Origin of the sequence: uncultured Clostridium sp., from assembly GCF_963527835.1 — a bacterium.
In the GTDB taxonomy this organism is placed as follows: domain Bacteria; phylum Bacillota; class Clostridia; order Clostridiales; family Clostridiaceae; genus Clostridium.
The window spans coordinates 16,250-40,837 of sequence record NZ_CAURTC010000035.1; the positions used below are offsets into that span (position 1 = coordinate 16,250).

The window sequence follows — 24,588 nt, forward strand, 5'->3', positions numbered from 1 at the left end:
TAGCTTTAGCTGGAGCTTAGTGATAATTGAAAGTTAGAGATTTCTATCTAGCAATGTATAACCATTATGAAGCGGATAAAATTATTTAATAGATTGAAATATTCGAATACAAATAATTTTCTATATAAAACAAGCGATACTAACTTAATTAGTACCGCTTTAAATTAATTTTTTAAATTGTTTGCATATCTTTATATATCTTATGGATAATTTCCATTCTCTCTTCTCCAAGGACATTTGATAACTTAACAGATACAAATCCATTCCTATACACATTATTTGCTACCAATATCTTAGATATTTTGCTTTCCATTTTCTCATAAGTTAGTAATCCCTCTAAGTATGTATCAACAAAATCTTTTAAACATGTTGCTAGTTCTGATGGATTCTTATAAACACTTCTCATAATAGTTCCTCCAATAATTTATTATGTATTGTATTTTTATTATATAATAAATTACTAAAGTTTCATATACTTAAAAATACTAAAAATCTTAACTTAACTCTTTTATTTGAATTAATTTAAGAAAATGCTGAAATAAAGGCATCTGATAATAGTATGATATATTTAATTCTTAGCATATTGGGATTTATTATGATTCCAGTATGGATAATGCAATATAATTTCAATAAAATTAGTGATTTATAATATTTTTCTTATAATTAAATGACAAATTACTCTAAAAATTCATAGAATGACAAATGTATAGCTACAAATTACTGCAAGCAATGGATATGTTCTTCAACTTCATCCCACTTTACCATATATCCCTGACCTTTAGAACAAAATACTGAACTTGAAGTATATTCTCTATCACTTTCTTTTTTATATTTTATTTTTTCTATAACCTCATCACTATTATGACATTCATCATATCCATCAAAACTTAAAGCAATGATACCTTTTCCTTTAGTAAAAGATATTAATTCCATACTATAATTCATAAAAGTTGCTACAGGACCCCTTCCAAAAATTATTGTTTTATTCTCTAAAGTTTCTTGTTCATTAAAACTTCCTGATAGTCTTTGAATATCTGATAATACTCTTCCAACATACTCATTTTTCACTGTTACTTTTAATTTATAATAAGGTTCTAATAAAATGTTATTTCCTTGCTCTAATCCTTGTCTGATTGCTCTATATGTTGCTTCTCTAAAATCACCACCGCTAGTATGTTTCAAATGAGATTTTCCATTAATCAATGTTATTTTTACATCACATATTTTAGAACCAGTTAAAATTCCTTTATGTTCTTTTTCAAAAATATGAGATTGAATTAATCTTTGATAACCTATATTTAAATTATCAACATGACATTTACTTTCAAATATTATTCCACTATTTCTTTCTCCAGGTTCTAGTTGTAAATATACTTCAGCATAATGTCTTAAAGGTTCAAAATGTCCATATCCATTAACTTTGTTTCCTATTGTCTCTTTATATAAAACTTCACAATCTCCAAATTCAATATCAAGTTTAAATCTTTCTTTAACTACTTCCTTTAAAACTTCTAATTGTATTTTTCCCATAATATGTATGTTTATTTCTTGTAAGTTCTCATCCCATAATACATTTAACCCTGGATCTTCTTCTTCTAAAATTTTAAAATATGAAAGCATTTCTTTAGTATTAACAGACTCATTAAATATAACTTTCGATTTTAATGTAGGTACTATATTATACTTAGTCTTTAAATTTGCTTCTCCAATACTATGACCTATTTTAAACTTAGTTAATCCAGTAACACCAAATACATCTCCAGCATATATAGTATCTTCTAATGTAAATTTATCACCATTATATATTCTTATTTGATTTATTTTTTCATTAAATTCTGTTTCATTTTCTGTATAAAGTAAGTTATCTTTTATTTTCAGACTTCCACTTAAAGCTTTTATATAAGTTACTTTACTTCCTTTTTCATCATAACGTATTTTGTATACCTTACCCTTAAATTTTTCATCGCCCTCTTCATAATTTGTATAAGTTAATAAATCTAACTTTTCTATAAAGTTATCTATATTAACATCTAGCAATGCTGAGCCACTTAAACAAGGAAAAATCATTCCTTCACTAATTTGTTTTTTCATAGAGTTTAGCCATAAATCCTTCTCATATCCACTATCTAAGTATATTTCTAAAAGTTTTTCATCTCTTTCTGCAATAAATTCTATTAATTCGGTATCCATTTCATTGCCATTTAAAGATTTATCAATTAAATATAAATTATTGGTTAATTTAGTCTTAATATCATTTAATACATTTTTTATATTTGCAATTTCTCTGTCAATTTTATTTATAAAAAAGAAAGTTGGTATGTCATTTTTTCTTAAAAGCTCCCATACAGTTTCAGTGTGAGCCTGAATTCCATCTACTCCACTTATTATAAGTATTGCATAGTCCATTATTTCTATTGCTCTTTCCATTTCTGTTGAAAAATCTACATGTCCTGGAGTATCTATAATATAATATTCATTATCATTGTATTTAAACAAAGCTTGATCGGAAAATACAGTAATCCCTCTTTGTTTTTCTATATCATGTTTATCTAAAAATGAATTTTTATGATCTACTCTTCCTAATGTTCTTATACTTTTTGTATGATAAAGTATCTGCTCAGCAAAAGTTGTTTTTCCTGCATCTACGTGAGCTAATATACCTATTGTTTTCTTCATATTTAAATCTCCTTTTAAAATGCTCCTGTTTACATATTAAAATTATATCATATATTGCTTTTAGCTTTTCTCATTTCTATTTTATGAATAGTAGCTTGTAACTAATCACTAGTATTTATATTACTTATAGTAAACTCATAGATAATAAATCCGAAAAATTCAACAGCTATATATAACTAATCCTAAAATTCACTTATACAATAAATAAAGACTTGTCCTAATGCATTTATATACATTAAGGCAAGTCTTTTAAAATCTAAGATATCTAACTAAGCTATATTTTTCAAGCACAATTATTAACTATGTGATAAATTATCATTATAAAAATCAAATACTTGATTTAAATATGCTTTCAATATTCCATCTTTTTCCCTATATACCTCATGTTTAGATCCTGCCATTAATACAAGTTTACAATTAGGTGCATATTGAGAAAATTCATTTTGTCCTTTTGGTTTTACATAAGTATCTTTTTCAGCTTGAAATAACAATACTGGTATTTCTACTTTTGAAACATTTTCTTTTTTAGTAATTTCTTTTGTTATATCTAAGGATGATTTTAACCAACTAAAAGAAGATCCACCTCTTTGAAACTCTTTGTTGCTAGATTGTATATCATAGTAATACTTGTATCTTGCTTCAGAGCTTGTACAAGAATCTTCTAAATTATATTCATTACTATATGGTTTTTGTGTAGGTGCATACTTATATCCTAAAGATATGTTTGTACATATCCAAGATATAGATTTGGCTAAAAAACTAGGGACACTGCCAGTATTAACTTCAAGCATTGGTGCACTTAAAATAGCTGCATCAAAATATCCTGGATACTCTTCTAAAAATTTAGTTCCAATAGCACCACCCATAGAATGTGCAAATAAAAATAATTTTTGATCACCAATTTCAGATTTAACAATATTATCTATGAACTCTTTAAAATCTGAAATATATAAGTTGAAATCTTCTATGTGAATTTGACTTTCATCTATTACGCCTAATGAACCAGAACGTCCATGCCCTCTATGTTCAATTCCATAAACAGAATATCCTCTATTTAAAAAATAATAAACCATTTCTTTATACTTTTCTAGCGTTTCTGTAAATCCATGACTTATTACAATTGTACCTTTAGAATTTTCTACTTCATATTTTTGATAATAAAGGTTAATATCATCATTTACTTTAAAGTACCCCTCTACTCTTTTATTTGCAAGATAGGGCTCTACTAATTTTTTCATAGATTCTTCATAATCATCTTCTTCAACAATTAAATTGTTAATTGCTATCTTTTCATTTTCATCAGCATAAGCAATTTGATTTAGAGTAACTCCAAATATTATGTTTAAAGAAAATATTAATAAAAATAATAATACCTTATAATTTATGTTACTTTTATACTTTAACAAATTCATATTATTTATTCACCTCCTCATTTGTAATATATGACATTATAGATAAGCCTATCTACTCTAATATATCTATAAGCCATTTATTACACTTAGTACATTTATAAATTCTAATAACAAATAAATCCAATTCTGTTCTATCAAAAGCTATTGGCATTTGATCTAACTCTTTTTTTGTTATAAAGTCATCATCTTTGTTTATATATCCATGTATTTCAATGAAATAATTTTCTTTAGTTTTTTCACAACATTCATTTGAACCAGCTACTTTTATTTTTTCATAACTAAGGTTATCACTAAGCTCTCTTATTATGGGTAATATGTCTTCAAATTCACTTATATCATCTAAAAAGTCTTCCTTATAAAACGTTAAATCTTTTATTTTAAAAAGTTCTTTCATTATTTTCAAATCTCCTTCTTATATATATTGTTTATTTGATTATTAATTCAACAGGACAATGATCAGATCCCTCAATTTGTGTATGTATATTAGCATCTACTAATTTATCTTCAAAATCCTTAGAAACTAAAAAATAATCTATTCTCCAACCAGCATTATTTGCTCTAGCATTGAATCTATAAGACCACCAAGAATATGCCCCTTCTTTATCTGGATAAAAGTATCTGTATGTATCTATAAAACCTGAATTTAAAAGTTCACTAAACTGTCCTCTTTCTTCATCACTAAATCCTGCATTATTTCTATTATTCTTAGGATTTTTCAAATCTATTTCTTTATGAGCAACATTTAAGTCTCCACATACTATAACAGATTTATCTTTATTTAATTCATTTAAGTAGCTTCTAAAATCATTTTCCCAAGCCATTCTATAATCTATTCTAGCTAATTTTTGTTGTGAATTAGGAGTATAAACATTAACCAAATAAAATTCTTCAAATTCTAATGTTACAACTCTACCTTCTTTATCATGTTCCTCAATTCCCATTCCTAATGAAACATTTAAAGGCTTTTCTTTAGAAAAAATAGCAGTTCCTGAGTACCCTTTTTTTTCAGCATAATTCCAATAATCATAATATTCTTCTAAATTTAAGTCTATTTGACCTTCTTGTAATTTGCTTTCTTGAATACAAAATATATCTGCATTGCTTTCTTTTAAAATATTTAGAAACCCTTTTTTTACACAAGCTCTTAATCCATTTACATTCCATGAAATTAACTTCTTCATACTATTTCTCCTTATAAGTATTAATATTATTTTAACTAATATAGATATAATAACATAAATATTATATTAATTACATAAAAAAACCTCTTATAAATTCAAGTCTTTTAGCGCATGTTAGATAGCTTTTAAAGCAAACTATAACTTTTACAAATATATATTTTACCTAAGTACCCATTCTTTTACTGATTTAACAACTACCTATATTAAAATATTATTTTTAATTAAAATTAAGGAGTGTTCAAAACAAAATTGCACACTCCTTAATTTAAAGTTTTTTATATTTAGTTAACATTTCTAATTAACTTTTAAGTTTTGCACTGCTTAAATGTTCTGCTGATATTCTTGCTGCATTTTTAAAATTTTTGCAATCATTTGAAATATATATCCTAATGCTTTCATCATTTTCTTCTGCATTAGCTTGATACAAAATATTTTGAACATATCCATGGATGAAATCATCCTTACTAAAGGTTAAATTGATTTCAGTTCCTACTCTAGTAATAACCTCTATTATATCCTTTAAATCTCTAGATTCTTTAGTAAATATAATTTCTCCACTTTCTGCAAGACAAAATTCAATTTTCATAGTTTTCATCCCCTTTTAGTATAATTCTCTATTTTAAGATAGTGTTGATATTTTAGTATAAATTCAGTGACAAAAGAATTAATAGTTCTAAAAAATAGCTTTCCCTGCCACTACTCCCTTATATTAAAATATAAACATATTATATGTATAATTATATCATATAAAATTATACATAATTACTAATTTTAGGTTTATAATTAACATATATTTTTATTTACACTATTTATAAATATCATTATATTTATTATTAAATATTTATGTTTTAGGCTCTGTTTTAAATGTGTGTTGATATATGCAATAGGCAAAGTGGCATTGTAATTGGATTTTTAGAACCCTTAATAAGTATTGTCACATTTACTGCTTGTCTCAATTTTATATTGGGAACAAGCTGAAATGGGACTATACTTATTTTAGTGTTCTTAAGTTCAATTACTCAGTCCACTTTGCTTATGCATATATCAACACTCTGCTAAAACATAGCCATGTTTTAATTCATTATTATACAAATTTATTTTTTTAATATGCCATTTAAAATTACATCTAAAACTTCATTTATTCCATCATTTAATTTAAAGTTATATTTCTTTAAGGTACTATTAATTAATAGTTCTTCACTAAGTTTTTCAATTATTAAAGAAACTATATTTAAATCTACATCACTTCTTATTTCTCCATTATCTCTCGCATCTTCTAATAATTTAATTATATTTTGCACTTTAAATTCCTTTAAGTTATTCAATAAATTCCATTCGTCTGGATAATACATTTTTATTTCTTCAATTACATTTGTAGGCAATTTGTATTCATGATAGCTATATATTATATTATTAATTTTGTTGTTTAACAAATTATCTTCATTAACACTCAATATTGTACTGTTCTTATCATTTTCTAATATTTCTTTAATATATTGCTTAATCATCTCATCTTTACTTGAAAAATGCTTATATATTGTTTTTTTACTTATCTTCAATTCAGATGCAATTAAATCTAATGTAATCTTTTTAAGACCATAATTTTCTATGTTTTTAGATACAGTTTCTAATATTTTTTTCTTCATCAAATTTCTCCTTATTAACAAATATTTTAATTAAAATTGAAGCTAGTATTAATATTAAAGTTAATATAATAAAAGAGCCTATTTCATTTATACTCCACATAACTCCAATAACTATAGATCCTATAAAAGATCCTACATATTGTAGACTGTTTATAATTCCATTTCCTACTCCTCTATAACTTTCTTCTAATATATAATTTCCTAAAGAAGGTACTATTGTTCCTACTGATATATACGCAATCATAAAAAATAATGTTCCTATAAAAATTGATACTAATGAATTTTTATTTATATAAAAACAAATTCCTATTGCACATATTAAAAATGATGAAATTAAGAAATTAATACTTTTAACATTATTAAGCTTTTTAACTACAATTCTCATAATTATTATAGCGATTAGAACCGTAGGCATAAACACCTTCCACATTCCATCTATACCTATTAATTTTTCTAAATATTGTGGAATAACAAAAAATACTGCTGTCATAATAAAATTATTTATAAAAGCTCCTAAATTTAATGCTATAAAACTTTTATCTTTCATTAAAATTTTTATTATATCCTTAGTAGATACTGCATTATCGTCTATCTGATTTCTGCTATCCTTCAAAAAAAATATTATAACAATCCATGCAATAAAAATTAAAAGTGCAGAATACAAGAACATATTTTTTACTGAAACAAATCTATGTATCATAGGACCTAATGCAAACGAGCATGCTGCAGCACTTCCTACAATAATACTAATAATGCTTAAATTATTTATTCTTTCTTTTTGACTTTCACTTTTACTTGCTATCCATGAATATCCAACACCAATAACTGCTCCACTTCCTTGAATAGCTCTTGCAAGTATTAATGTATATATATCTTTTGCATAATAAGCTAGTAATAATCCAAAAATAACTTGTAGTAGTCCAACTATCATAACTATTTTATTACCTTTTTTATCACTCCAAATTCCATATGGAATTTGGAATATAGCTTGCATTAATCCAAAAATACCTAATGATATGGATGCTAAAAGTGGTGTAGTATTTTCTAAATTTCTACTATATACACTTAAAAATGGCATAACCATAGTCATAGCCATTTGCCTTACCCCTAGTGCAAACCCTAAAGTTGTAATAAATACAAAACTCTTATGCTTTTTTATCCCTTCAAAATTCATAATTTTCTCCTTAATATTTCATTTCGGAAACTTTTTTTTAACTTTTAGTTTCCATGTATAAGATTATATCATCACAATTTTGAATTCACAAGTCTAATTAACTTAGATTATTCTCATTATCTCTTTAGTTCTTTTATTTGTTTTTCATAAAAGCAATTAAATTTATATACAAAAACCCTTTAACTTGGTCCACTTTTTACAACTTGATTTTTTTAATAAAAAATAGCCAGCCAAAATAATTTATTTAATCATCTTGGCTAGCTATCATATTATCTTATATTATAAATTTATTTACTTCTTCATTTAATTCTTCTATTAATTGAGCTAATTTTTCTGAAACAGTACCAATATCCTTACTTGAAACATTAAACTCTTGAGCAGTTGCATCAACTTCTTCTGTACTTGCAGCTAGTTCCTCTGAAATTGCAGTTACAGATTCTATAACTTCTAAAATTATATCTTTTTTCTTATTATTGTTATTAGAAATATTAGATACTTCTTGTATTTTAGGTGTAATTTCATTTAGTAAATCTGTAATATTATTAAATGAATTTATAGTATTATTAATGCTTATTTTTTGATTATCAACTTCTGAATTTATATCAGTACTTGATTGTATCATATTATTACATTCTTCAAGAACATTAACAATTATATTTCCAATTTGATTTACAGATTCCTTACTTTGTTCTGCCAGCTTTCTTATTTCATCCGCTACTACACTAAATCCTTTTCCAACTTCGCCTGCACGAGCTGCTTCAATTGCTGCATTTAATGCCAAAAGATTAGTTTGTTCTGCTATTTCATTTATAGTAGATGTTATGCCTTTAATTGATGCTATTTTCTTATTCATAACTACTATATCATCATTAAACTTACTAAAACTCCCATCAAAGTTAGTTAAAGAATTATTTAATTCATTTATAGTTTTATTACTTTCTATAAGTTTTGATTCTATATTTGAAGAAATCTCAGCTACTTTATCTATATTGCTGTCCATATAATCAATATTTTCTCCAAAATTCCTCATTTCATCATTAATTTTCATGATTTCACTTGTTTGACTTGTATTAGCTTTTGCTGATTCATGCATTGATATTGTTATATTTTCTGATCCAGATGATATTTGCATTGACGTATTTTCTAATACATCCGATTGTTCATTTAATATTATTAAATCATCCTTTACGCCTTTAAGTATTCCCCTAATTGATTCTTTGGTTTTCTTTAATGATCTATTAATTTCACCAATCTCATCATTTTTCACTAATTCTTTTTCATCTAATTCTTTATTAAATACTCCATTTTCTAAGACTTCTATATCATCTTTTAATCTTTTCAGTCTCTTTCCAAGAGATTGACCAATTATATATATTATAATTACAAGTACTAAAATTCCTACTAAAGTTACTCCGATGAATAAGCTTATTATAATAGACTCTTCTCTATCAACATCAGTAGCATTTACTTCTAAAGCTATTGACCATCCTGGTGTCCCTGAAATATTTGCATAAGCTATATATTTTTTTCATCTTCCATGTATTTTTCTACGTTACTTTCACCATTAACCATCTTTTCATGAATTAAAGCAATTTCTTTTAATGTAGGATCGTTTTTTCCTTCATTCATCATATTTTTGCCATTAATAACATCTTCTGTTGTTTCAGATGCTATTATAGTGCCTGTACTATCTAATATATACGACATTCCTGTCATTCTTAAATACTTTAAATTATTTATGTCTCTTGATAAAAATGCACTATCAAATGTACACGTCATAACCCCAACTATATCTTGTCCGTTTTTTAATGGTGTTGCAGCAAATACTATTTGCTCATTGGTTCCCTCTATAACTATTGGAGAACTTATATATATTTCATTATTAAGAGCTTTTTTAAAGTATTCTACTTCTGAAATATCTTCTTTGTAATTATCAGTTGATTCTAATTTACCATCTAATCCTGCTATTCCTATAGAACGTATGTTTAAATTCATTTGATAATTGCTTAATAGCTCTCTTTTTTCATCAAGTGTAAAATTCATATTAGATACAATACCATCACAGGCAATAGTTTTAACTACATTAATTTTTCCCGTTATTTTATCTTGTACTATAGTTGTGGCATCATTTATCATCTTTTTCATACAAGCGAGCTTTACTTCTGATAAAGTCTTTTGAACTACAAAGAATGTCCCTAAAAATGCTATACCAAATACCAGTACAAATCCCAATGATAATTTTTTAATTAAATTTGCTTTTATACTCTTGTTACTCTTCATAATTTACCACCTTTAATTAAATTTTAAATTTACATTATTTGATTTATTAAAGCATTTGTATAAAAATCATCTAAATAAAAATAGTATTATTAATATATTTATAACTAATGTTTTAAATATGTAAGCGATTTCCTATATAATCATATAATACCATTATATTTTAATTATTACAAATTTAACTTATGCATATGTTGTAGATGAATTCATACAACATATTCATAAGTTTTATAAAATATAAGCTATTAAATATATTTTTATCTATTTTCTCTTATTTCTAGTAGTACTTCTTTTACTAGGCTTAACAGTCTGTTTTTTAGATTGTCCTTCATTCTTTTCTTTTTTTAATTTACTTGACTTACCAACATAATTTTTACTTTTGTTTCCCACTTTATTTCCGTTATGAGTTTTATTTTTTTGGAATTTTTTAGTTTGTCTTTTATCTCTTATTAAGCATTTACTACCATTTCCTATAAGATCTTCTCTTCCAGCCTCAACTAAAGCTTCATATACTAATGTATAGTACTTTGGATTTTTATATTGAAGTAACGCTCTTTGCATAGCTTTGTCATGTTTAGTTTTAGGAACATAAACTTCTTTCATAGTTAATGGATCTAAACCAGTATAATACATAGTTGTAGATAATGTACCTGGGGTTGGATAAAAGTCTTGAACTTGCTCTGGTTGATAATTTATATCTCTTAAATATTCTGCTAACTCAATTGCATTTTTAAGTGTACTTCCTGGATGACTAGACATTAAGTATGGTACTATAAATTGTTTTTTACCTAATTTTTTATTTATTGAATAAAACTTTTCTGTAAATTCATCATATGTTTTTCCTGATGGTTTTCCCATATATTTCAAACTATCTTTTGAAACATGTTCCGGTGCAACTTTTAACTTGCCACTAACATGATATTCAACCAATTCTTTAAAAAATGTATCGTCTTTATCTGCCATTATGTAATCATATCTAAGTCCTGATCTTACAAAAGCTTTCTTTACTTTTGGAACTTTTCTAATAGCTCTAAGTAGATCTAAATACTCACTGTGATCAACCTCCATATTTTTACAAGGACTTGGATATAAACATTCTTTAGCTTTACATGCACCTAAAGTTAACTGTTTACTACAAGCTGGCTTTCTAAAATTAGCCGTTGGTCCCCCAACATCATGTATGTATCCTTTAAAATCAGGTAATTTAGTTATTTCTTCAACTTCATTTAATATTGATTCTTTACTTCTGCTTTGAACTATTCTTCCTTGATGAAATGTTATTGCACAGAAATTACAGTTTCCAAAGCATCCTCTAGAACTTACTGTACTAAATTTCACTTCTTCAATTGCTGAAATACCACCCATTCCTTCATAAATCGGATGATAATTTTTCATATAAGGAAGATCGTAAACATTATCTAATTCTTCCCTATTTAATGGAATTTCAGGCATGTTTTGAATCAAATACTTATTGGCATGCTTTTGTACAATTATTTTTCCTCTTACAGGATCCTGCTCTAGATATTGTACTCTGCTTGCATCGGCATATTTAAGTTTATCATTACATACTTCTTTATATGATGGAATTTCTATATAATCATTTAAATGATTTATTTGTTCAACAACATAACATGTTCCAGGGATATGATGAATATCTTTAGCGGGCATTCCTAAGCTTAATTTTTCTGCAACTTTTACTATTTGCTTTTCACTCATTCCATAAACAAGTAAGTCTGCACCACTGTCAATAAGCATTGATTTTCTTACTTTATCACTCCAATAATCATAATGGGCAAAACGTCTTAAGCTTGCTTCTATACCACCTATGACTATATTAACACCTTTATATGCTTCTCTTATTTTATTGCAATAAACTATTGTAGCTCTATCTGGTCTTAATCCAATTTCACCGCCAGGAGAATAAAAATCCTTATCTCTAAGTTTTTTACTAACAGTATAGTGATTAACCATAGAGTCCATATTTCCACCATTGACTAAAAATCCATATTTAGGTTCCCCTAATTTTTTAAAGTCATCAATTTCTTTCCACTTAGGTTGTGCTATTATACCAACTTTATATCCTTCTTTTTCTAACACTCTTGAAATAATAGCAGTTCCAAAGCTATGATGATCTATATAAGCATCAGCTGTAACAATTATAAAATCTAATTGCTCCCAACCTCTCTCTTCCATATCTTTTTTATTTATGGGTAAAAATTTCTTTTCATTTGTTGTCATCTTTTCACCTACTTAAATTAATATAATTCTACAATTACCATATTAGTGTATAGTTTAAAGCTTATATAGTCAAGATTTACAGGCTACAGTATTAATAATGGTGCGGCATATGATTATTTTTTATTCTTTAGGGTACTCATCATACCTTTAAAACACGGTATTCTAAAAGTTATTCACAGATTTAAGATTTTTATAATTTCCTAAAGAATAAAAAAATACAATTAAAGTGTGAAATACCATTACTTTAATTGTATCTTATTTTTTCACTATATTTTTAATTATCTATTTTCTCCCATAAAGAATACAGCAACTGTTCCTGGTCCTGAATGTGTTCCAATGATAGGACCTATAGTATTAATCATAATAGATTCTATTCCAAATCTTTCTCTAATTTTATTTGCTACAGTTTCAGCATCTTTCTCTGCATCACCATGACTTACAAATATAATATCATTTTCTGATTTATAGTTACCCATTAGTTTTTCCATATTATCAAGTAACTTTCCTAATGACTGCTTACGACCTCTTGTTTTAGAAATAGGTATAAGTTTACCTTCATTATCTACATGAATAATTGGTTTTACTCCTATTACAGTTCCAAGAATGGCAGTAGTTTTTGATACACGTCCACCTCTATATAAATGGTTCAAATCATCTACTGTAATGTATTGACAAACATTAAGCTTGTTTTCTTCAAGCCACAAAGCTATTTCTTCTATATTTTTACCATTTTTCTTTAATTCTACTGCCTTATAAACTAAAAGACCTTCGCCTGATGAAACACTTAAGGAATCTATAACTATAACTTTATTATCAGGATATGTTTCTTCTAATTCAATAGATGCAATCCTTGTACTATTATAACTGCCACTAAGTCCTGAAGAAAAGCAAATATGCAGTACATCATATCCTTCTTTTAAATATTTTTCAAATTGTATCTTTGCTTGTTCTGGATTTACTTGCGCTGTTGTTGGCATTGATCCTGAACGCATTTTATCGTAAAAATCCTTTATATCTAAAACTTCATCTCCTACGTATTCTTTACCGTCCATTTGAAATGACATTGTTAATAATCCTATGTTATTTTTATCAAAATATTCTTTTGGTAAATCTGTTGTTGTATCTGTTGTTATAATAAACTTTTTCATAAAACCTACATCCTTACTATTATTTAATTTCATACTATATATTATAGAATAAATTTTTATCTATAAAGATATTCACTAAATATTTTACTTTATAATAAAACTCTAATTATGTAAATTATATCATACCTTTATTAAACTATGTATTATAAAATAATAACTTTCCATGAAAAATTCACTGTTTTATATTAATATTTATATTTTTACTTTTATACACTTTTGTAAAAAATATCTATACCATTAATCTTTATCATTTTTTTAACAATTATACTTTAAAACAAAATAAAATTTCTAAAATAATTTTGAATCCATGAATATATTTACATTTCTCATTTAATAACCCTATGTAAAAAAACTCCAGCAAGTAAATATACGCCTCTTTCTTTACTCTATATTCATTTGTAAACTAGAACAAAATCGCTAAGGCGACTTTAGAGCCATCGATTTTTTTATCCATGCACCCTTTCCAAACACAGTGCAGGAATAATGGTGCGGTATATGCTTACTTAATAATATTATACTACAAATGTTCTTTAGTAAAATATACTATAAAACTTAATTTTTAAATTAAACTCTGTTTTAAATTTGTGTTGATATATGCAATAGGTAAAGTGGCATTGTAATTGGACTTTTAGAATTGTTAAGTGAAAATCAAAATTTTACATTTTGCTTTTTGAACTTACTCAGCGAAGTCGAGTTTCCTTTTAATATTCTCATTTACTGCTTGTCTTAATTTTATATTTGGAGCAAGCTAAGATGGGAATATAGTCACTTTAGTATTCCTAAGTTCAATTACTCCGTCCATTTTACTTATGCATATATCAACATAACCTTAAATTTTAGTATTATTATTTAAAAACTTGTTTCACTTCCAATATAACATGCTATTTTTCTATCTAAGTATACATCTTGAAGCTCATCCAATTTTTCTTCACTAGTTGGTTCATCATTGCTATAGCTATATCTTTTTCCAAGTTGAGTCCATTTCGAATCTCCCATCCTATGAAATGGTAGTAAATTTATTTCATAAATTCCTAAATCATTCATAAAATCAGCTGTTGCTATTGCATTTTCTACAGTATCATTAAAATCACGAATAACTGGCATTCTAATAACTAGCCTACCTTGCCAATTAGAATTTATTAATTCTTTTATATTTTTAAGAATTAAATCATTATATGCCCCTGTTTTTTCTTTATGTTTTTCTCTATCCATATGCTTAATGTCTATAAAAGCAAAATCTACATATTTCATTCCTTCTAAAAATATATCTGTATCCACAAAAGCTGTTGTTTCAACTGCTGTATTAATGTACATTTCTTTGCATTTTTTTAAAGTAGATATTAGAAACTCACTTTGATAAAAAGGTTCGCCTCCACTAAATGTAACTCCTCCATTTGAGCCCCAAAATTGCCTATCTCTATTTAAAATTTTTAACAGAGAATCTACGGTGTAATACTTTCCACAAATCCTTAATGCTTCATTATAACATACTTTAGCGCATTCAAAGCTAGTACAATTTTCACATACCTTCCAATCAACATTTAATGAGCTATCATCTTTAAACGATATTGCTTTTTTTTCACAAGCTTTTTCACATCTATTACATCCTTGATCATGCTTACACTTTCCTTCAGCAAACATTATTTTTTCTTTTTTCGTCCAGCTTTCTGGATTAGCACACCATTCACACTTTAAAAAACATCCACTAAAAAAGCATGTTGTTCTACATCCTGGCCCATCATGTACAGAATAACTTTGAATATCAAAAATCAAACCTTTATTTTTATCCATAAGTGTCCCCTTCTTATCATAATATTTTTAATTAATGATTTACTTATTGTTCTTATCTGAAAGTGGTAACATTATTGCAATAATTGCTGAAAAAATAAATGCACAAGCAGCAAATATTATAGAATTAAAATAACTTCCAGATAAATCATATAAGTATGCTCCCATAAAACTACCAACTGCTGGTCCTATAGCCATTACTATCAATGTTGCAAGTCCCCAGATTTTACCTAATGATTTATTTCCATATATAGATCCTGCATATCCTGCTACACCACCTGGTTCTATTGCCCAATACGCAGCAAAAAGAATACAAGATAGTATTCCAAATACAATAGATTTTTTAGTCATAAGTAAAAAACCACAAGCTAGCAATCCAATTATAGGTGCAAATATTAACATAACTTTTCTAGCTTTAGCTTCGTTATTATTGTATTTTCCAACCATTTTATCCGCTATTCTTCCCATAATAGGCATAGTGAATATTCCTGCAATTCCAATTATTATATAAAGATTAGTTGCAGTACTTAATGACATCTTTACATCAACATTCCAAAATTTAACCACTTGAGTCCAAATTAAAAACTCTCCAAGCATACTTCCTAAAAAAGTTAAAATAGCTCCCCAAATTGGGAATATACTGAAAGCTTCTTTTACAGTCCAAGTTCTTGCTGCATCTTTTTTACCATTAGACTTAATAGAATCTAGTCCAAAAGGTTCAAGATCATAATCTTCTGGATTCTTCTTTGCTACAGCTGCTGCAATTATAAGTGCAATAAGAACGACTACTGCTAGACCTCTCATTGCTGTTCTCCAGTCTGTAAAATTAAGTACTTGTTTAACAAGAAGACTTAATACTACTTGAGCTACTGGAGCCCCCATAAATGCAATTCCCCACATACTAGCATAGGATTTACCAACGTACCATTTACGTACAGAAACAGTTGATGAAACCCAAAGCATACCTGTTCCAATTCCAGCAAAAATAGCATATGGAATTAAATATCCTAAATAGCTTTGAGCATAACTTGTTACAAAAAAGCCTAAGCAAGCACATACTGATCCTATAGCATATGCAGGCTTTGTACCCCATTTATCAATTATCATTCCACTAAAATATGCAGTAATTGCATAAACTGTCATCATTAAAGAATATCCCAAAGTAAGTTGTGAAGATTGCCATCCTAAATTTTGTGACATTGGTACTTGTAGTACTGAGAAAGTTGATCTAAAGCCAAATAAGCAAAAAACAGCTAGCCATGAGGCTAGTACAACCATATGACCTAAATGATTAGCATTTTTTTGTTCCATATCATTACTCCTTTTTAAAGTAATAAAAGGGTATGTTAATGTCTTAGCATACCCTCTTTAATTTTTAGCTTTGTTTTATATATGATTACATAAAACAAAACCTAATTCTTAAATATATTTGATTATCTTTCATTTGCTATTTTTTATCATCTAATTTATTAGGTTTATATCCTTCACAAGTAGCAGCATTTAAATCTCCAAAAGTCCAAGCTTCCATCTTTAATCCTATACAAGTTCCCATATTATCTTTATCAGAATTCTTGAAATTCGTACAATTTCTACACTTATGAGCTTCATCAAAATTATTACAAACAGGTGTATCTATAAATATCATTTGATTAGATAATCTGCAAATTCCTTTTGCTGCATCTATTGATGAAAAATTTAAGCAATCATTGTGTTTCATATTTTCATTAGCCATTTTTTATTACACCCCTTCATATTCAGTTCTTGAAATAACTTCATCTTGTATTGGCTTACCAATCTCACACCAGTATTGTGTAAATCCTGCAACACGAACCATTAAATCTCTATAATTTTCTGGTTTTACTTGAGCTTCTTTTAAAACTTTTGAATCTACAACATTATATTGAATGTGATATCCACCCTTTCTCATATAAGAACGTGTTAAATCTAATAATTTTTTAGATCCTTCAATTCCTTTAATTGCACTTGGATGAATTTTTAAATTCATTTGTGAATTTTGAGATCTACTGTGGTCCCAAACTGTGGCAGATGTAAATAATGCATAAGGACCATTTTTATCTGTTCCTGGGTAAGCTGACATAGATCCATCTGCATAAGTTGTACCTGCTAAACGTCCATCTGTAGTTGCGAGTGTTGCTGCACCTTGTGCTCCATGAGTTGAAACAGAAATTTGACATGCATACATCTTCTTGCCATATAATGATTCATAATTATGACATACATCACAGAACCAATTTTCATAATCTTTTAATATATTATCAACATACGGATCGTCATTTCCATATTTAGGTGATAATAAGCAATCGCCATAAATATCATCATATTTAGAACTAACATCAGCTTTTTCTTGATCAGCTAATGAATAACTTCCTATTTCTTCTGCGGTCTTGAATCCAAAATTATTAAGTATAGCATCTTTCATTTCTTCAAGAGTATACTTCTTTTCATCATATACAAGTTTCTTTAATGAAGCTAAACTATTTATTGTATTTATAGTTCCACAGCTTTCTACATTGTAAGTTGCATTAAATCTATAACCTAAGTTTCCTATATGCTTACCAACATCTAGGCAATTTGGTTTTAATAATGAATTTACAATTGACATATTCTTTTTACGCCAAATATCATGTTGAATATTATTAGTCTTAGCAAGTACATCACAAGTTAACTCATAATATTCTTTAAATTGTTCAACTACTTCTTCAAATGTTCCTAATTTCTTGTTATGCTCAGGATACACTTGTAAATTAGTTCTGTAATCCTTTCCATTAGTCAATACAAGTTCTAATACTTTTGGATTAGCAATAAAGTGCACTCCAACAGAAGTAGGTTGACCTGCTCCACCTGGAATATCAAATTTTTCTCCATTTAAAGTAAGTTCTTTCCAGGTACAAGGTGAAGTTTCAAGACATCCACCTATAGCAACTGACCTTGCCTCTTCAACGGTCATTCCTTCATCGCCATATTGATTCATCATAAATTCTATTGCTCCACGATTATTCATCCATGCTGGATAACCTGAACCTGTTTTATCGCATTCAATACATTTTAGTAAAAATTCTTCTGGCAATTTTTCATCATAAAAACATGATAATGTAGGTTGAGGTGTTGCACATGTTATACCTGCTTCAACTATCAAATATTCTAATCTATTTGCTGCTGAACTTCCATCTTTCTTAAGTCCACCTAAAGTTAAGTTATTAAAGGTATTTCCTGAAAGAACTCCTCCAACAACACCTGTTGATGCAAAGCAATCAATACATGTAAATTTAACTCTATGAAGCTCTAAAAGTTCTAATACTTCTTTTTCTGTTATTCTTCCATTTTCTATATCTTGTTTAAACCAGGGATATAGTACTTGTCCAACTCTTCCTGGTGATAATCCTGAAATAGCATCTTCATTAATTACTGCTATGTGAATGATATAAGTTAACTGAAGAGCTTCTCTAAATGTACGAGGTTGTTTATGAGCAATCCAACCTAAACATTCAGCAATTTCAAGATATTCTTCTTTTTGGGCCTCATTTTTTTCAATTGCAGCTAATTCTCTAGCATGTTTTTCATAGTTTAATATCCAATTTTGAATACCTTCTAACGTGATTTTAACAGCTTCATAAAAATATAGACGGTCCATACCTACAAGTCCGTCTCCATCAGCATTACCTGCAACTTTCTTCTTACATTCTATAGCCATATCAATTAATCCATCAAAACCATATTGTAATGGATAATAATAATTTATAACTTCTCTGCCTTGAGGTAATGTAAATCCTGAATCAAACATACAAATCAAAGATTTCATTATATTTTCTTTTATTTCATAGTCTGGTACCATTTGTTCATATTTATGGCCCAAATCATCTACTGATTTATCAACCCATTCTTTAGCAAGTTTAACTAACACAGGAATTTCTTCTTGCCTCATTCCAAATTTACCTGCTATAGAAACTACGTTTCCAAAACTCTTTGTAACATTTCCTCCACCAGTACCAAATTTACTTAATTCTCCAGCACTAGCACTGCCTCTATTTAAAGCTTCCTTATATAATTCATCTTCTTTGGCTACGAAAAATCCTTCTGAAAGCCAAGGCATTGGGAATGATCCTCTATAATAATTAGTTTTTTGCATAACTAATTTTTCACCAGGTATAATATTAGGTGTTAAATGTGAGTAAGCGCATTTAAGAGATTCAGCTCTTCTTACTACATCTACTTCGCCTTCTAATTCATTCCATCTTCTGTTATACCAATATGGGAATTCAGTATTTGCAGTAGATAAAGTGTCATAATAAATTTCTCTTAATCTTTTAGCTCTAGGTGTTGGCTCTTTATTTATTTCACGTGTTGTCATTTCCTCTGGAGCTTCTCCTCCAAATTGGAAATTTATTGGTAGACCTTTTTCAGCTAAAATGTCTGCTAGCTTAGTTTTCTTATTCATATCATAATACTCCTCCTTTTTTATGTGCTTAATAGTTACTTTTATCTCAACTATTAACGCCCATAATATTCCTAATAATTTTAAAATATAACAGATGTCAATTATGGATAAAAGCTCCTATTTAGATGGATCTAAAACCTAAAATTTCATCTACAACTTATAAATCTATTTTTATTTTTCTTTATATTTAAATTCTATGTTAGCAACATGATTCTTATAATTAAACTAAGGTTGTAATAAATACCTATTAAAATAAAATAATATACAACCTAAGTTGTATATTAGCAATAAATCATCTATAAGCACTTAAGAAAATGCTCTTTTATTTTATAAAAAATAAGCTACTAAAACTAAAAATTATAAATTTTTAGTTTTAGTAGCTCACTTTTAGCATTAATTATAGTTTATACTTTCAATAAATCTTTCATCTTCTAATACTTGCCTTATAGCTTTAATAATGTCTGTATTAAACTCTCCTTTTTCACATTCATTACTTAATTTAAATATACTAGCTTCATTGTCCTTTAATTCATCTAATAGCTCAATATATCTATTTACTGTAATTAATATCTTTAAGTTTTGTGACATTTCTTTGGATGTTAAACCATCAGGAAATCCTTTACTATTCATCTTTTCATGATGGTTTCTTATCAATACTTTTAACCATTTATACATATTTAAGCCTGAAATAATATTTTCCCCAATTTCCACATGTTCCAACGATGTATTAGAAAAAATTTTACCTATATCATGTAAATATGCACCTATTATTAGTTGTTTCATTTCCTCGTCGTTTAAAAACAATATCTTACCAACTTTTTCACAGTAGTTTTTTACATTTTTACAATGTAAATATAAATTTTTATCTTTTAATCTTATAATATTTAATAAGCTCATGGTTACATTATCTATTTGTTCCATATTATCAAATATTCTTTTAGACTTTACAGCCCAGGCAATTCTATTTCTCAATTCTTGATAAACAATAGGCTTTGATAAAAACACGTCTGCCCCAACATTAAATCCCCGTATTCTATCTTCCACCTCACTTAATACTGTTAACATTATAATAGGAATATTTTGAGTTTCTTCGGTTTCTTTCAATTTTTTACATGCTTCAAACCCATTCATTCCCGGTAACATAACATCTAAAAGAATCACATCTGGCTTAACACTTCTAGCTAATTCAAACCCCTGAAATCCATCAAATGCTAAGTATACACAATAGCCCCATGTATATAGTAAATCCTTAATTATTTCGCAATTTTGCTTGTTGTCATCTATAATTAATACTTTACCCATGCTTTTTTCACTCCATGTTATTGATATTTTAATTTATACTAGGCACTGCGTTATAATTATTATCTTCTTGTTAAATTGGTATCGTAACTATAACCTTTGTTCCAATATCTATATTGCTTATCAAAAATATTTCACCTCCATGCATTTCAACTAATTTTTTAGTTAAAGGTAACCCGAGTCCAGTACCTTCATATTTTCTTTCATAAGAATTATCTACTTGTTCAAATTCATTAAATATCCTCTTTTGATCTTCTTTTTTTATTCCAATGCCATTATCCTCAACAACCAATTTCATATAGGCTAAATTCTTAGTAATATTTATCTGTACTTTTCCATCTTCTTCTGTAAATTTAATTGAATTAGAAAGCAAATTATATAATATTTGTTTTAATTTATTGGCATCAATTTTAATAATAAAATCACTAGGTTCTATATTTAAATTAATTTCAATGTTTTTACGATAAGCTAAGCTTTTAAGTACTGAAAAGCTCTCCATTGCAATATCTGAAATAGAGTATTCTCCTAAAGTAAGCTTCATTTTTCCTGACTCTATCTTAGATATGTCTAATACATTATTAATTAATTGTAATAAATGATTTCCACTACTTAAAATATTAGTTATGTGTTTAAGTTGTTTTGAATTTAATTCTCCAAATATCTCTTCCTTTAAAATTTCAGAGCAGGTAATAATTGCACTTAATGGAGTTCTTAATTCATGACTCATATTAGCTAAAAATAATGATTTGGCTTTATCAGCTTCTTTTAATCCTCTTATAGCTTCTCTTAAATCTTCTGTACGTAGTTTAACCTTTTCTTCTAAACTTTCATTTAATAAAAACAACTGCTTGGATAATTTCTTTTGTTCTATTTGTTCATCTTTTATATTCTTCAAATAAATTTCACGTTCATTTTCTGCACATTTTAAATCATCTGCCATTTTTTTAAATGCCTTAAGTAAAATTATTGTTTCATCCTTATTATCCTCTAAAAACTTTTTATCTATAATAACTTCGTTATTTCCTTTGGATATCTGATTTGCTAATTCTGTTGCTTTAATAATAGGTGTAGTTAATTTTCTCGAAACATACCTACAAATAAACAACATTATTATTAAGAAAAAAGCACAAACAAAAACAATTATATTTCTTTGCATATGCATAATAATAGAGAACTTATTTTCTGGAATACCAACACCTAATACAGCTACACATTCTCCATCACAATTTGATATAGGTTTATCTAAAAACATGTGAATTTCTCCACCAATGTTCTGTTTTCCAAAATAAGCTTTTTCCGATCCATTTAAATCTTTTATTGAAATAGGATTTAAACTTCCAACATAATTTTCTTTTTGTGGACTTCTAATATTAGATGATATTCTAATTTCATCAATAGAAATTGATAAGTATGAATTTTCAACGTTTTGTGAATATATTTTAGGAAAATAATCATTATTATTTATTGTTGATCCCAAAACTAAAAATCCTAGAAGTTTATCCTCTTTTTTATCATACACTGGTGAAATAGTAATAGATACTAAACTTTTATTTAAATATTTCTTTTCCTCTGTATTATCTATCTTTACTTTAAATTTATTATATTCTTTAGAATCATAGTAAAATAAATCATCTAAATTAAATATTTCCTCTGAAATAATAGTTTTATGACATTCTTTAGCTTTGTCTAATAATTCATTTAGCCTATCTAAATTACTTCCTTTTATTGATGGATGATTTAATAGTAATTTTTTATCATCACTAAATATAAAATATAAATCTATATAATCATAAACCTCTTTTAGCTCATCAATACTTTCATCTATAGTATTTGTATTTTTTTCTTTAAGTTCTCTTTTAAAATCAGATGAATTAGTGGTTTTTATTGAAATTTTCTCCATTTCATCTAATTGGTTTAACATTTGATTTTTTGCAATTATAAAAGCATTCTCTAAGTATCCTTGAGCTGATTTATCTATTTGATCATTTAAAATAACATTTGATAATATGAATATTAAAAGCATTGGTACAATTACAACTATAGATACAAAGATAATACATTTTTTCCTAATAGACATTTAAAGCCTCCTAGTATTTCATACTATTACTTTTACAAAATATAACTACCTCTAATCTATCTTTCATTTTTAATTTTCTTAATATATTAGTAACATGTGTTTTAACGGTCTTTTCACTTATATTTAACTTCATACAAATTTCTTTATTAGTCATTCCTAAGTTTATTAATTTAACAACTTCTACTTCCCTAAGTGTCAATTTATTTTCTAAGAAAAATAAATCTTCATTAAAATTTTCATTTTTATCTTTTTTTAATTGATTTACTTCTTTCTCATTATCTATTAAATTAAATACGTTCTCTAATAGCGTTATGATATCGTTTAACTTGCTTTCCACTAATATTTGTATACCTTTGACCATATTCTCATTTAAACTTTCTTTATCCTCTTCTAAATAAACTCCTCCCCCTAAACATATTGCTACTAAGTCATCACCATAAAAGATAGGGCATGCAAAATATGTTATTTTCATGTAACAAGTGTATTTTATACTCTGACCATTTTTCATAACATAGTCTATTATTTTTTGTTTTTCTTGCTTACACCTTTCAGTATTGTTTTTTATAATGTAATTACAAAACAAAGAAGAATTAGACCATACAGTTAAAGCTTTTCCTTCTAATGATATTATTCCTAAGCTTATATTAAACAAATCTGCATATAGATCTTGAAAAGATTGAATTTTCCTTTTACCTTTTATTTTAATCCAATTTTCGCTCTTTGAATTATCGCATGTATTCATTTATACTCACCTCAAATGTATTAATATAATTTAAAATCAATAAGTAGGTTAGTGCTTTAATAATAACATATTTTGTAAATACTATCAAAATTTATACTTTTATATTTAAGCAATTCATAAAAAATTCTGTGCTAAAAAAAGTAATGATATAGTAATATAAGCACAGTTATTATCTATATAAAAATTTAAGGTAAAAAGAAAACTTGCTTAACTCTTCTTTTTACCTTATAACATTAATTAAAACTCGATATAATTTTACTTTTATAAAAAATTATCTACCACTTACAATTTGCTTTATTTCCTTAGCAAATTCATTCACACCATTTGCATTCTTAGCATTAAGTAAAATCACATCTAGAAAACGATTTTTTTAATTTAAGAATAAATCTTTAAAATCACTGTTAAATTTATCAAAAAACGAGCAAATCGAGTAGGAGCTAAATAATTATTTTATTTAGCGTCCTCTCACACCAC

Annotated in this window: 19 protein-coding genes; all 19 read right to left on the reverse strand. The window is 26.8% G+C overall.

Annotation, left to right across the window (positions count from 1 at the left end):
* Nucleotides 1–172: 172 nt before the first annotated feature.
* Complete coding sequence (locus RYM86_RS14640) at nucleotides 173–406, reverse strand: TIGR04540 family protein (protein ID WP_315081403.1); 234 nt, start codon at nucleotides 404–406, stop codon at nucleotides 173–175.
* Nucleotides 407–717: 311 nt separating this feature from the next.
* Complete coding sequence (locus tag RYM86_RS14645) at nucleotides 718–2,676, reverse strand: TetM/TetW/TetO/TetS family tetracycline resistance ribosomal protection protein (RefSeq protein WP_315081404.1); 1,959 nt, start codon at nucleotides 2,674–2,676, stop codon at nucleotides 718–720.
* 296 nt (nucleotides 2,677–2,972) lie between these two features.
* Complete coding sequence (locus tag RYM86_RS14650) at nucleotides 2,973–4,088, reverse strand: alpha/beta hydrolase (protein ID WP_315081405.1); 1,116 nt, start codon at nucleotides 4,086–4,088, stop codon at nucleotides 2,973–2,975.
* Between the two features lie 52 nt (nucleotides 4,089–4,140).
* Nucleotides 4,141–4,482: a hypothetical protein gene (locus tag RYM86_RS14655; protein ID WP_315081406.1), complete on the reverse strand. Its 342-nt coding sequence runs from the start codon at nucleotides 4,480–4,482 to the stop codon at nucleotides 4,141–4,143.
* 31 nt (nucleotides 4,483–4,513) lie between these two features.
* The gene (locus tag RYM86_RS14660; protein ID WP_315081407.1) at nucleotides 4,514–5,269 is read right to left on the reverse strand and encodes an exodeoxyribonuclease III; all 756 of its coding nucleotides are present in this window, start codon (nucleotides 5,267–5,269) and stop codon (nucleotides 4,514–4,516) included.
* Nucleotides 5,270–5,567: 298 nt separating this feature from the next.
* Nucleotides 5,568–5,855: a hypothetical protein gene (locus RYM86_RS14665; RefSeq protein WP_315081408.1), complete on the reverse strand. Its 288-nt coding sequence runs from the start codon at nucleotides 5,853–5,855 to the stop codon at nucleotides 5,568–5,570.
* A 508-nt stretch (nucleotides 5,856–6,363) separates the two neighbouring features.
* Nucleotides 6,364–6,915: a TetR/AcrR family transcriptional regulator gene (locus tag RYM86_RS14670; protein WP_315081410.1), complete on the reverse strand. Its 552-nt coding sequence runs from the start codon at nucleotides 6,913–6,915 to the stop codon at nucleotides 6,364–6,366.
* Nucleotides 6,884–8,089 (reverse strand): MFS transporter, encoded by a 1,206-nt coding sequence (locus RYM86_RS14675; RefSeq protein WP_315081411.1) that lies wholly within the window; start codon nucleotides 8,087–8,089, stop codon nucleotides 6,884–6,886. The genes RYM86_RS14670 and RYM86_RS14675 overlap by 32 nt, the downstream gene beginning before the upstream one ends.
* Nucleotides 8,090–8,363: 274 nt before the next feature.
* Nucleotides 8,364–9,356, reverse strand: a complete 993-nt coding sequence (locus RYM86_RS14680; RefSeq protein WP_315081412.1) for a methyl-accepting chemotaxis protein — start codon at nucleotides 9,354–9,356, stop codon at nucleotides 8,364–8,366.
* Between the two features lie 248 nt (nucleotides 9,357–9,604).
* Nucleotides 9,605–10,369: a cache domain-containing protein gene (locus RYM86_RS14685; RefSeq protein ID WP_315081413.1), complete on the reverse strand. Its 765-nt coding sequence runs from the start codon at nucleotides 10,367–10,369 to the stop codon at nucleotides 9,605–9,607.
* A 258-nt stretch (nucleotides 10,370–10,627) separates the two neighbouring features.
* The gene (locus RYM86_RS14690; RefSeq protein WP_315081414.1) at nucleotides 10,628–12,604 is read right to left on the reverse strand and encodes a YgiQ family radical SAM protein; all 1,977 of its coding nucleotides are present in this window, start codon (nucleotides 12,602–12,604) and stop codon (nucleotides 10,628–10,630) included.
* Nucleotides 12,605–12,882: 278 nt separating this feature from the next.
* A complete protein-coding gene (locus tag RYM86_RS14695) occupies nucleotides 12,883–13,752 on the reverse strand; it encodes a DegV family protein (RefSeq protein WP_315081415.1) in 870 nt (289 codons plus the stop codon).
* An 849-nt stretch (nucleotides 13,753–14,601) separates the two neighbouring features.
* Nucleotides 14,602–15,543: a 4-hydroxyphenylacetate decarboxylase activase gene (hpdA, locus tag RYM86_RS14700; protein ID WP_315081417.1), complete on the reverse strand. Its 942-nt coding sequence runs from the start codon at nucleotides 15,541–15,543 to the stop codon at nucleotides 14,602–14,604.
* 39 nt (nucleotides 15,544–15,582) lie between these two features.
* Nucleotides 15,583–16,851, reverse strand: coding sequence for an MFS transporter (locus tag RYM86_RS14705; RefSeq protein WP_315081419.1), 1,269 nt, complete (start codon nucleotides 16,849–16,851; stop codon nucleotides 15,583–15,585).
* Nucleotides 16,852–16,987: 136 nt separating this feature from the next.
* Nucleotides 16,988–17,272, reverse strand: a complete 285-nt coding sequence (hpdC, locus tag RYM86_RS14710; protein ID WP_315081421.1) for a 4-hydroxyphenylacetate decarboxylase small subunit — start codon at nucleotides 17,270–17,272, stop codon at nucleotides 16,988–16,990.
* Nucleotides 17,273–17,278: 6 nt separating this feature from the next.
* Nucleotides 17,279–19,996, reverse strand: coding sequence for a 4-hydroxyphenylacetate decarboxylase large subunit (gene hpdB / locus RYM86_RS14715; RefSeq protein WP_315081422.1), 2,718 nt, complete (start codon nucleotides 19,994–19,996; stop codon nucleotides 17,279–17,281).
* A gap of 393 nt (nucleotides 19,997–20,389) precedes the next feature.
* Nucleotides 20,390–21,298: a response regulator gene (locus RYM86_RS14720; protein ID WP_315081424.1), complete on the reverse strand. Its 909-nt coding sequence runs from the start codon at nucleotides 21,296–21,298 to the stop codon at nucleotides 20,390–20,392.
* Between the two features lie 70 nt (nucleotides 21,299–21,368).
* Nucleotides 21,369–23,372: an ATP-binding protein gene (locus RYM86_RS14725; RefSeq protein WP_315081425.1), complete on the reverse strand. Its 2,004-nt coding sequence runs from the start codon at nucleotides 23,370–23,372 to the stop codon at nucleotides 21,369–21,371.
* Between the two features lie 10 nt (nucleotides 23,373–23,382).
* Nucleotides 23,383–24,114: a LuxR family transcriptional regulator gene (locus RYM86_RS14730; protein ID WP_315081426.1), complete on the reverse strand. Its 732-nt coding sequence runs from the start codon at nucleotides 24,112–24,114 to the stop codon at nucleotides 23,383–23,385.
* Nucleotides 24,115–24,588: the final 474 nt, after the last annotated feature.

Excerpts from the sequence above, each read along its gene's own strand:
- RYM86_RS14640 (WP_315081403.1), bottom strand. The coding sequence starts at position 406 with ATGAGAAGTGTTTATAAGAATCCATCAGAACTAGCAACATGTTTAAAA.
- RYM86_RS14645 (WP_315081404.1), bottom strand. The coding sequence starts at position 2,676 with ATGAAGAAAACAATAGGTATATTAGCTCACGTAGATGCAGGAAAAACA.
- RYM86_RS14650 (WP_315081405.1), bottom strand. The coding sequence starts at position 4,088 with ATGAATTTGTTAAAGTATAAAAGTAACATAAATTATAAGGTATTATTA.
- RYM86_RS14655 (WP_315081406.1), bottom strand. The coding sequence starts at position 4,482 with ATGAAAGAACTTTTTAAAATAAAAGATTTAACGTTTTATAAGGAAGAC.
- RYM86_RS14660 (WP_315081407.1), bottom strand. The coding sequence starts at position 5,269 with ATGAAGAAGTTAATTTCATGGAATGTAAATGGATTAAGAGCTTGTGTA.
- RYM86_RS14665 (WP_315081408.1), bottom strand. The coding sequence starts at position 5,855 with ATGAAAATTGAATTTTGTCTTGCAGAAAGTGGAGAAATTATATTTACT.
- RYM86_RS14670 (WP_315081410.1), bottom strand. The coding sequence starts at position 6,915 with ATGAAGAAAAAAATATTAGAAACTGTATCTAAAAACATAGAAAATTAT.
- RYM86_RS14675 (WP_315081411.1), bottom strand. The coding sequence starts at position 8,089 with ATGAATTTTGAAGGGATAAAAAAGCATAAGAGTTTTGTATTTATTACA.
- RYM86_RS14685 (WP_315081413.1), bottom strand. The coding sequence starts at position 10,369 with ATGAAGAGTAACAAGAGTATAAAAGCAAATTTAATTAAAAAATTATCA.
- RYM86_RS14690 (WP_315081414.1), bottom strand. The coding sequence starts at position 12,604 with ATGACAACAAATGAAAAGAAATTTTTACCCATAAATAAAAAAGATATG.
- RYM86_RS14695 (WP_315081415.1), bottom strand. The coding sequence starts at position 13,752 with ATGAAAAAGTTTATTATAACAACAGATACAACAACAGATTTACCAAAA.
- hpdA (WP_315081417.1), bottom strand. The coding sequence starts at position 15,543 with ATGGATAAAAATAAAGGTTTGATTTTTGATATTCAAAGTTATTCTGTA.
- RYM86_RS14705 (WP_315081419.1), bottom strand. The coding sequence starts at position 16,851 with ATGGAACAAAAAAATGCTAATCATTTAGGTCATATGGTTGTACTAGCC.
- hpdC (WP_315081421.1), bottom strand. The coding sequence starts at position 17,272 with ATGGCTAATGAAAATATGAAACACAATGATTGCTTAAATTTTTCATCA.
- hpdB (WP_315081422.1), bottom strand. The coding sequence starts at position 19,996 with ATGAATAAGAAAACTAAGCTAGCAGACATTTTAGCTGAAAAAGGTCTA.
- RYM86_RS14720 (WP_315081424.1), bottom strand. The coding sequence starts at position 21,298 with ATGGGTAAAGTATTAATTATAGATGACAACAAGCAAAATTGCGAAATA.
- RYM86_RS14725 (WP_315081425.1), bottom strand. The coding sequence starts at position 23,372 with ATGTCTATTAGGAAAAAATGTATTATCTTTGTATCTATAGTTGTAATT.
- RYM86_RS14730 (WP_315081426.1), bottom strand. The coding sequence starts at position 24,114 with ATGAATACATGCGATAATTCAAAGAGCGAAAATTGGATTAAAATAAAA.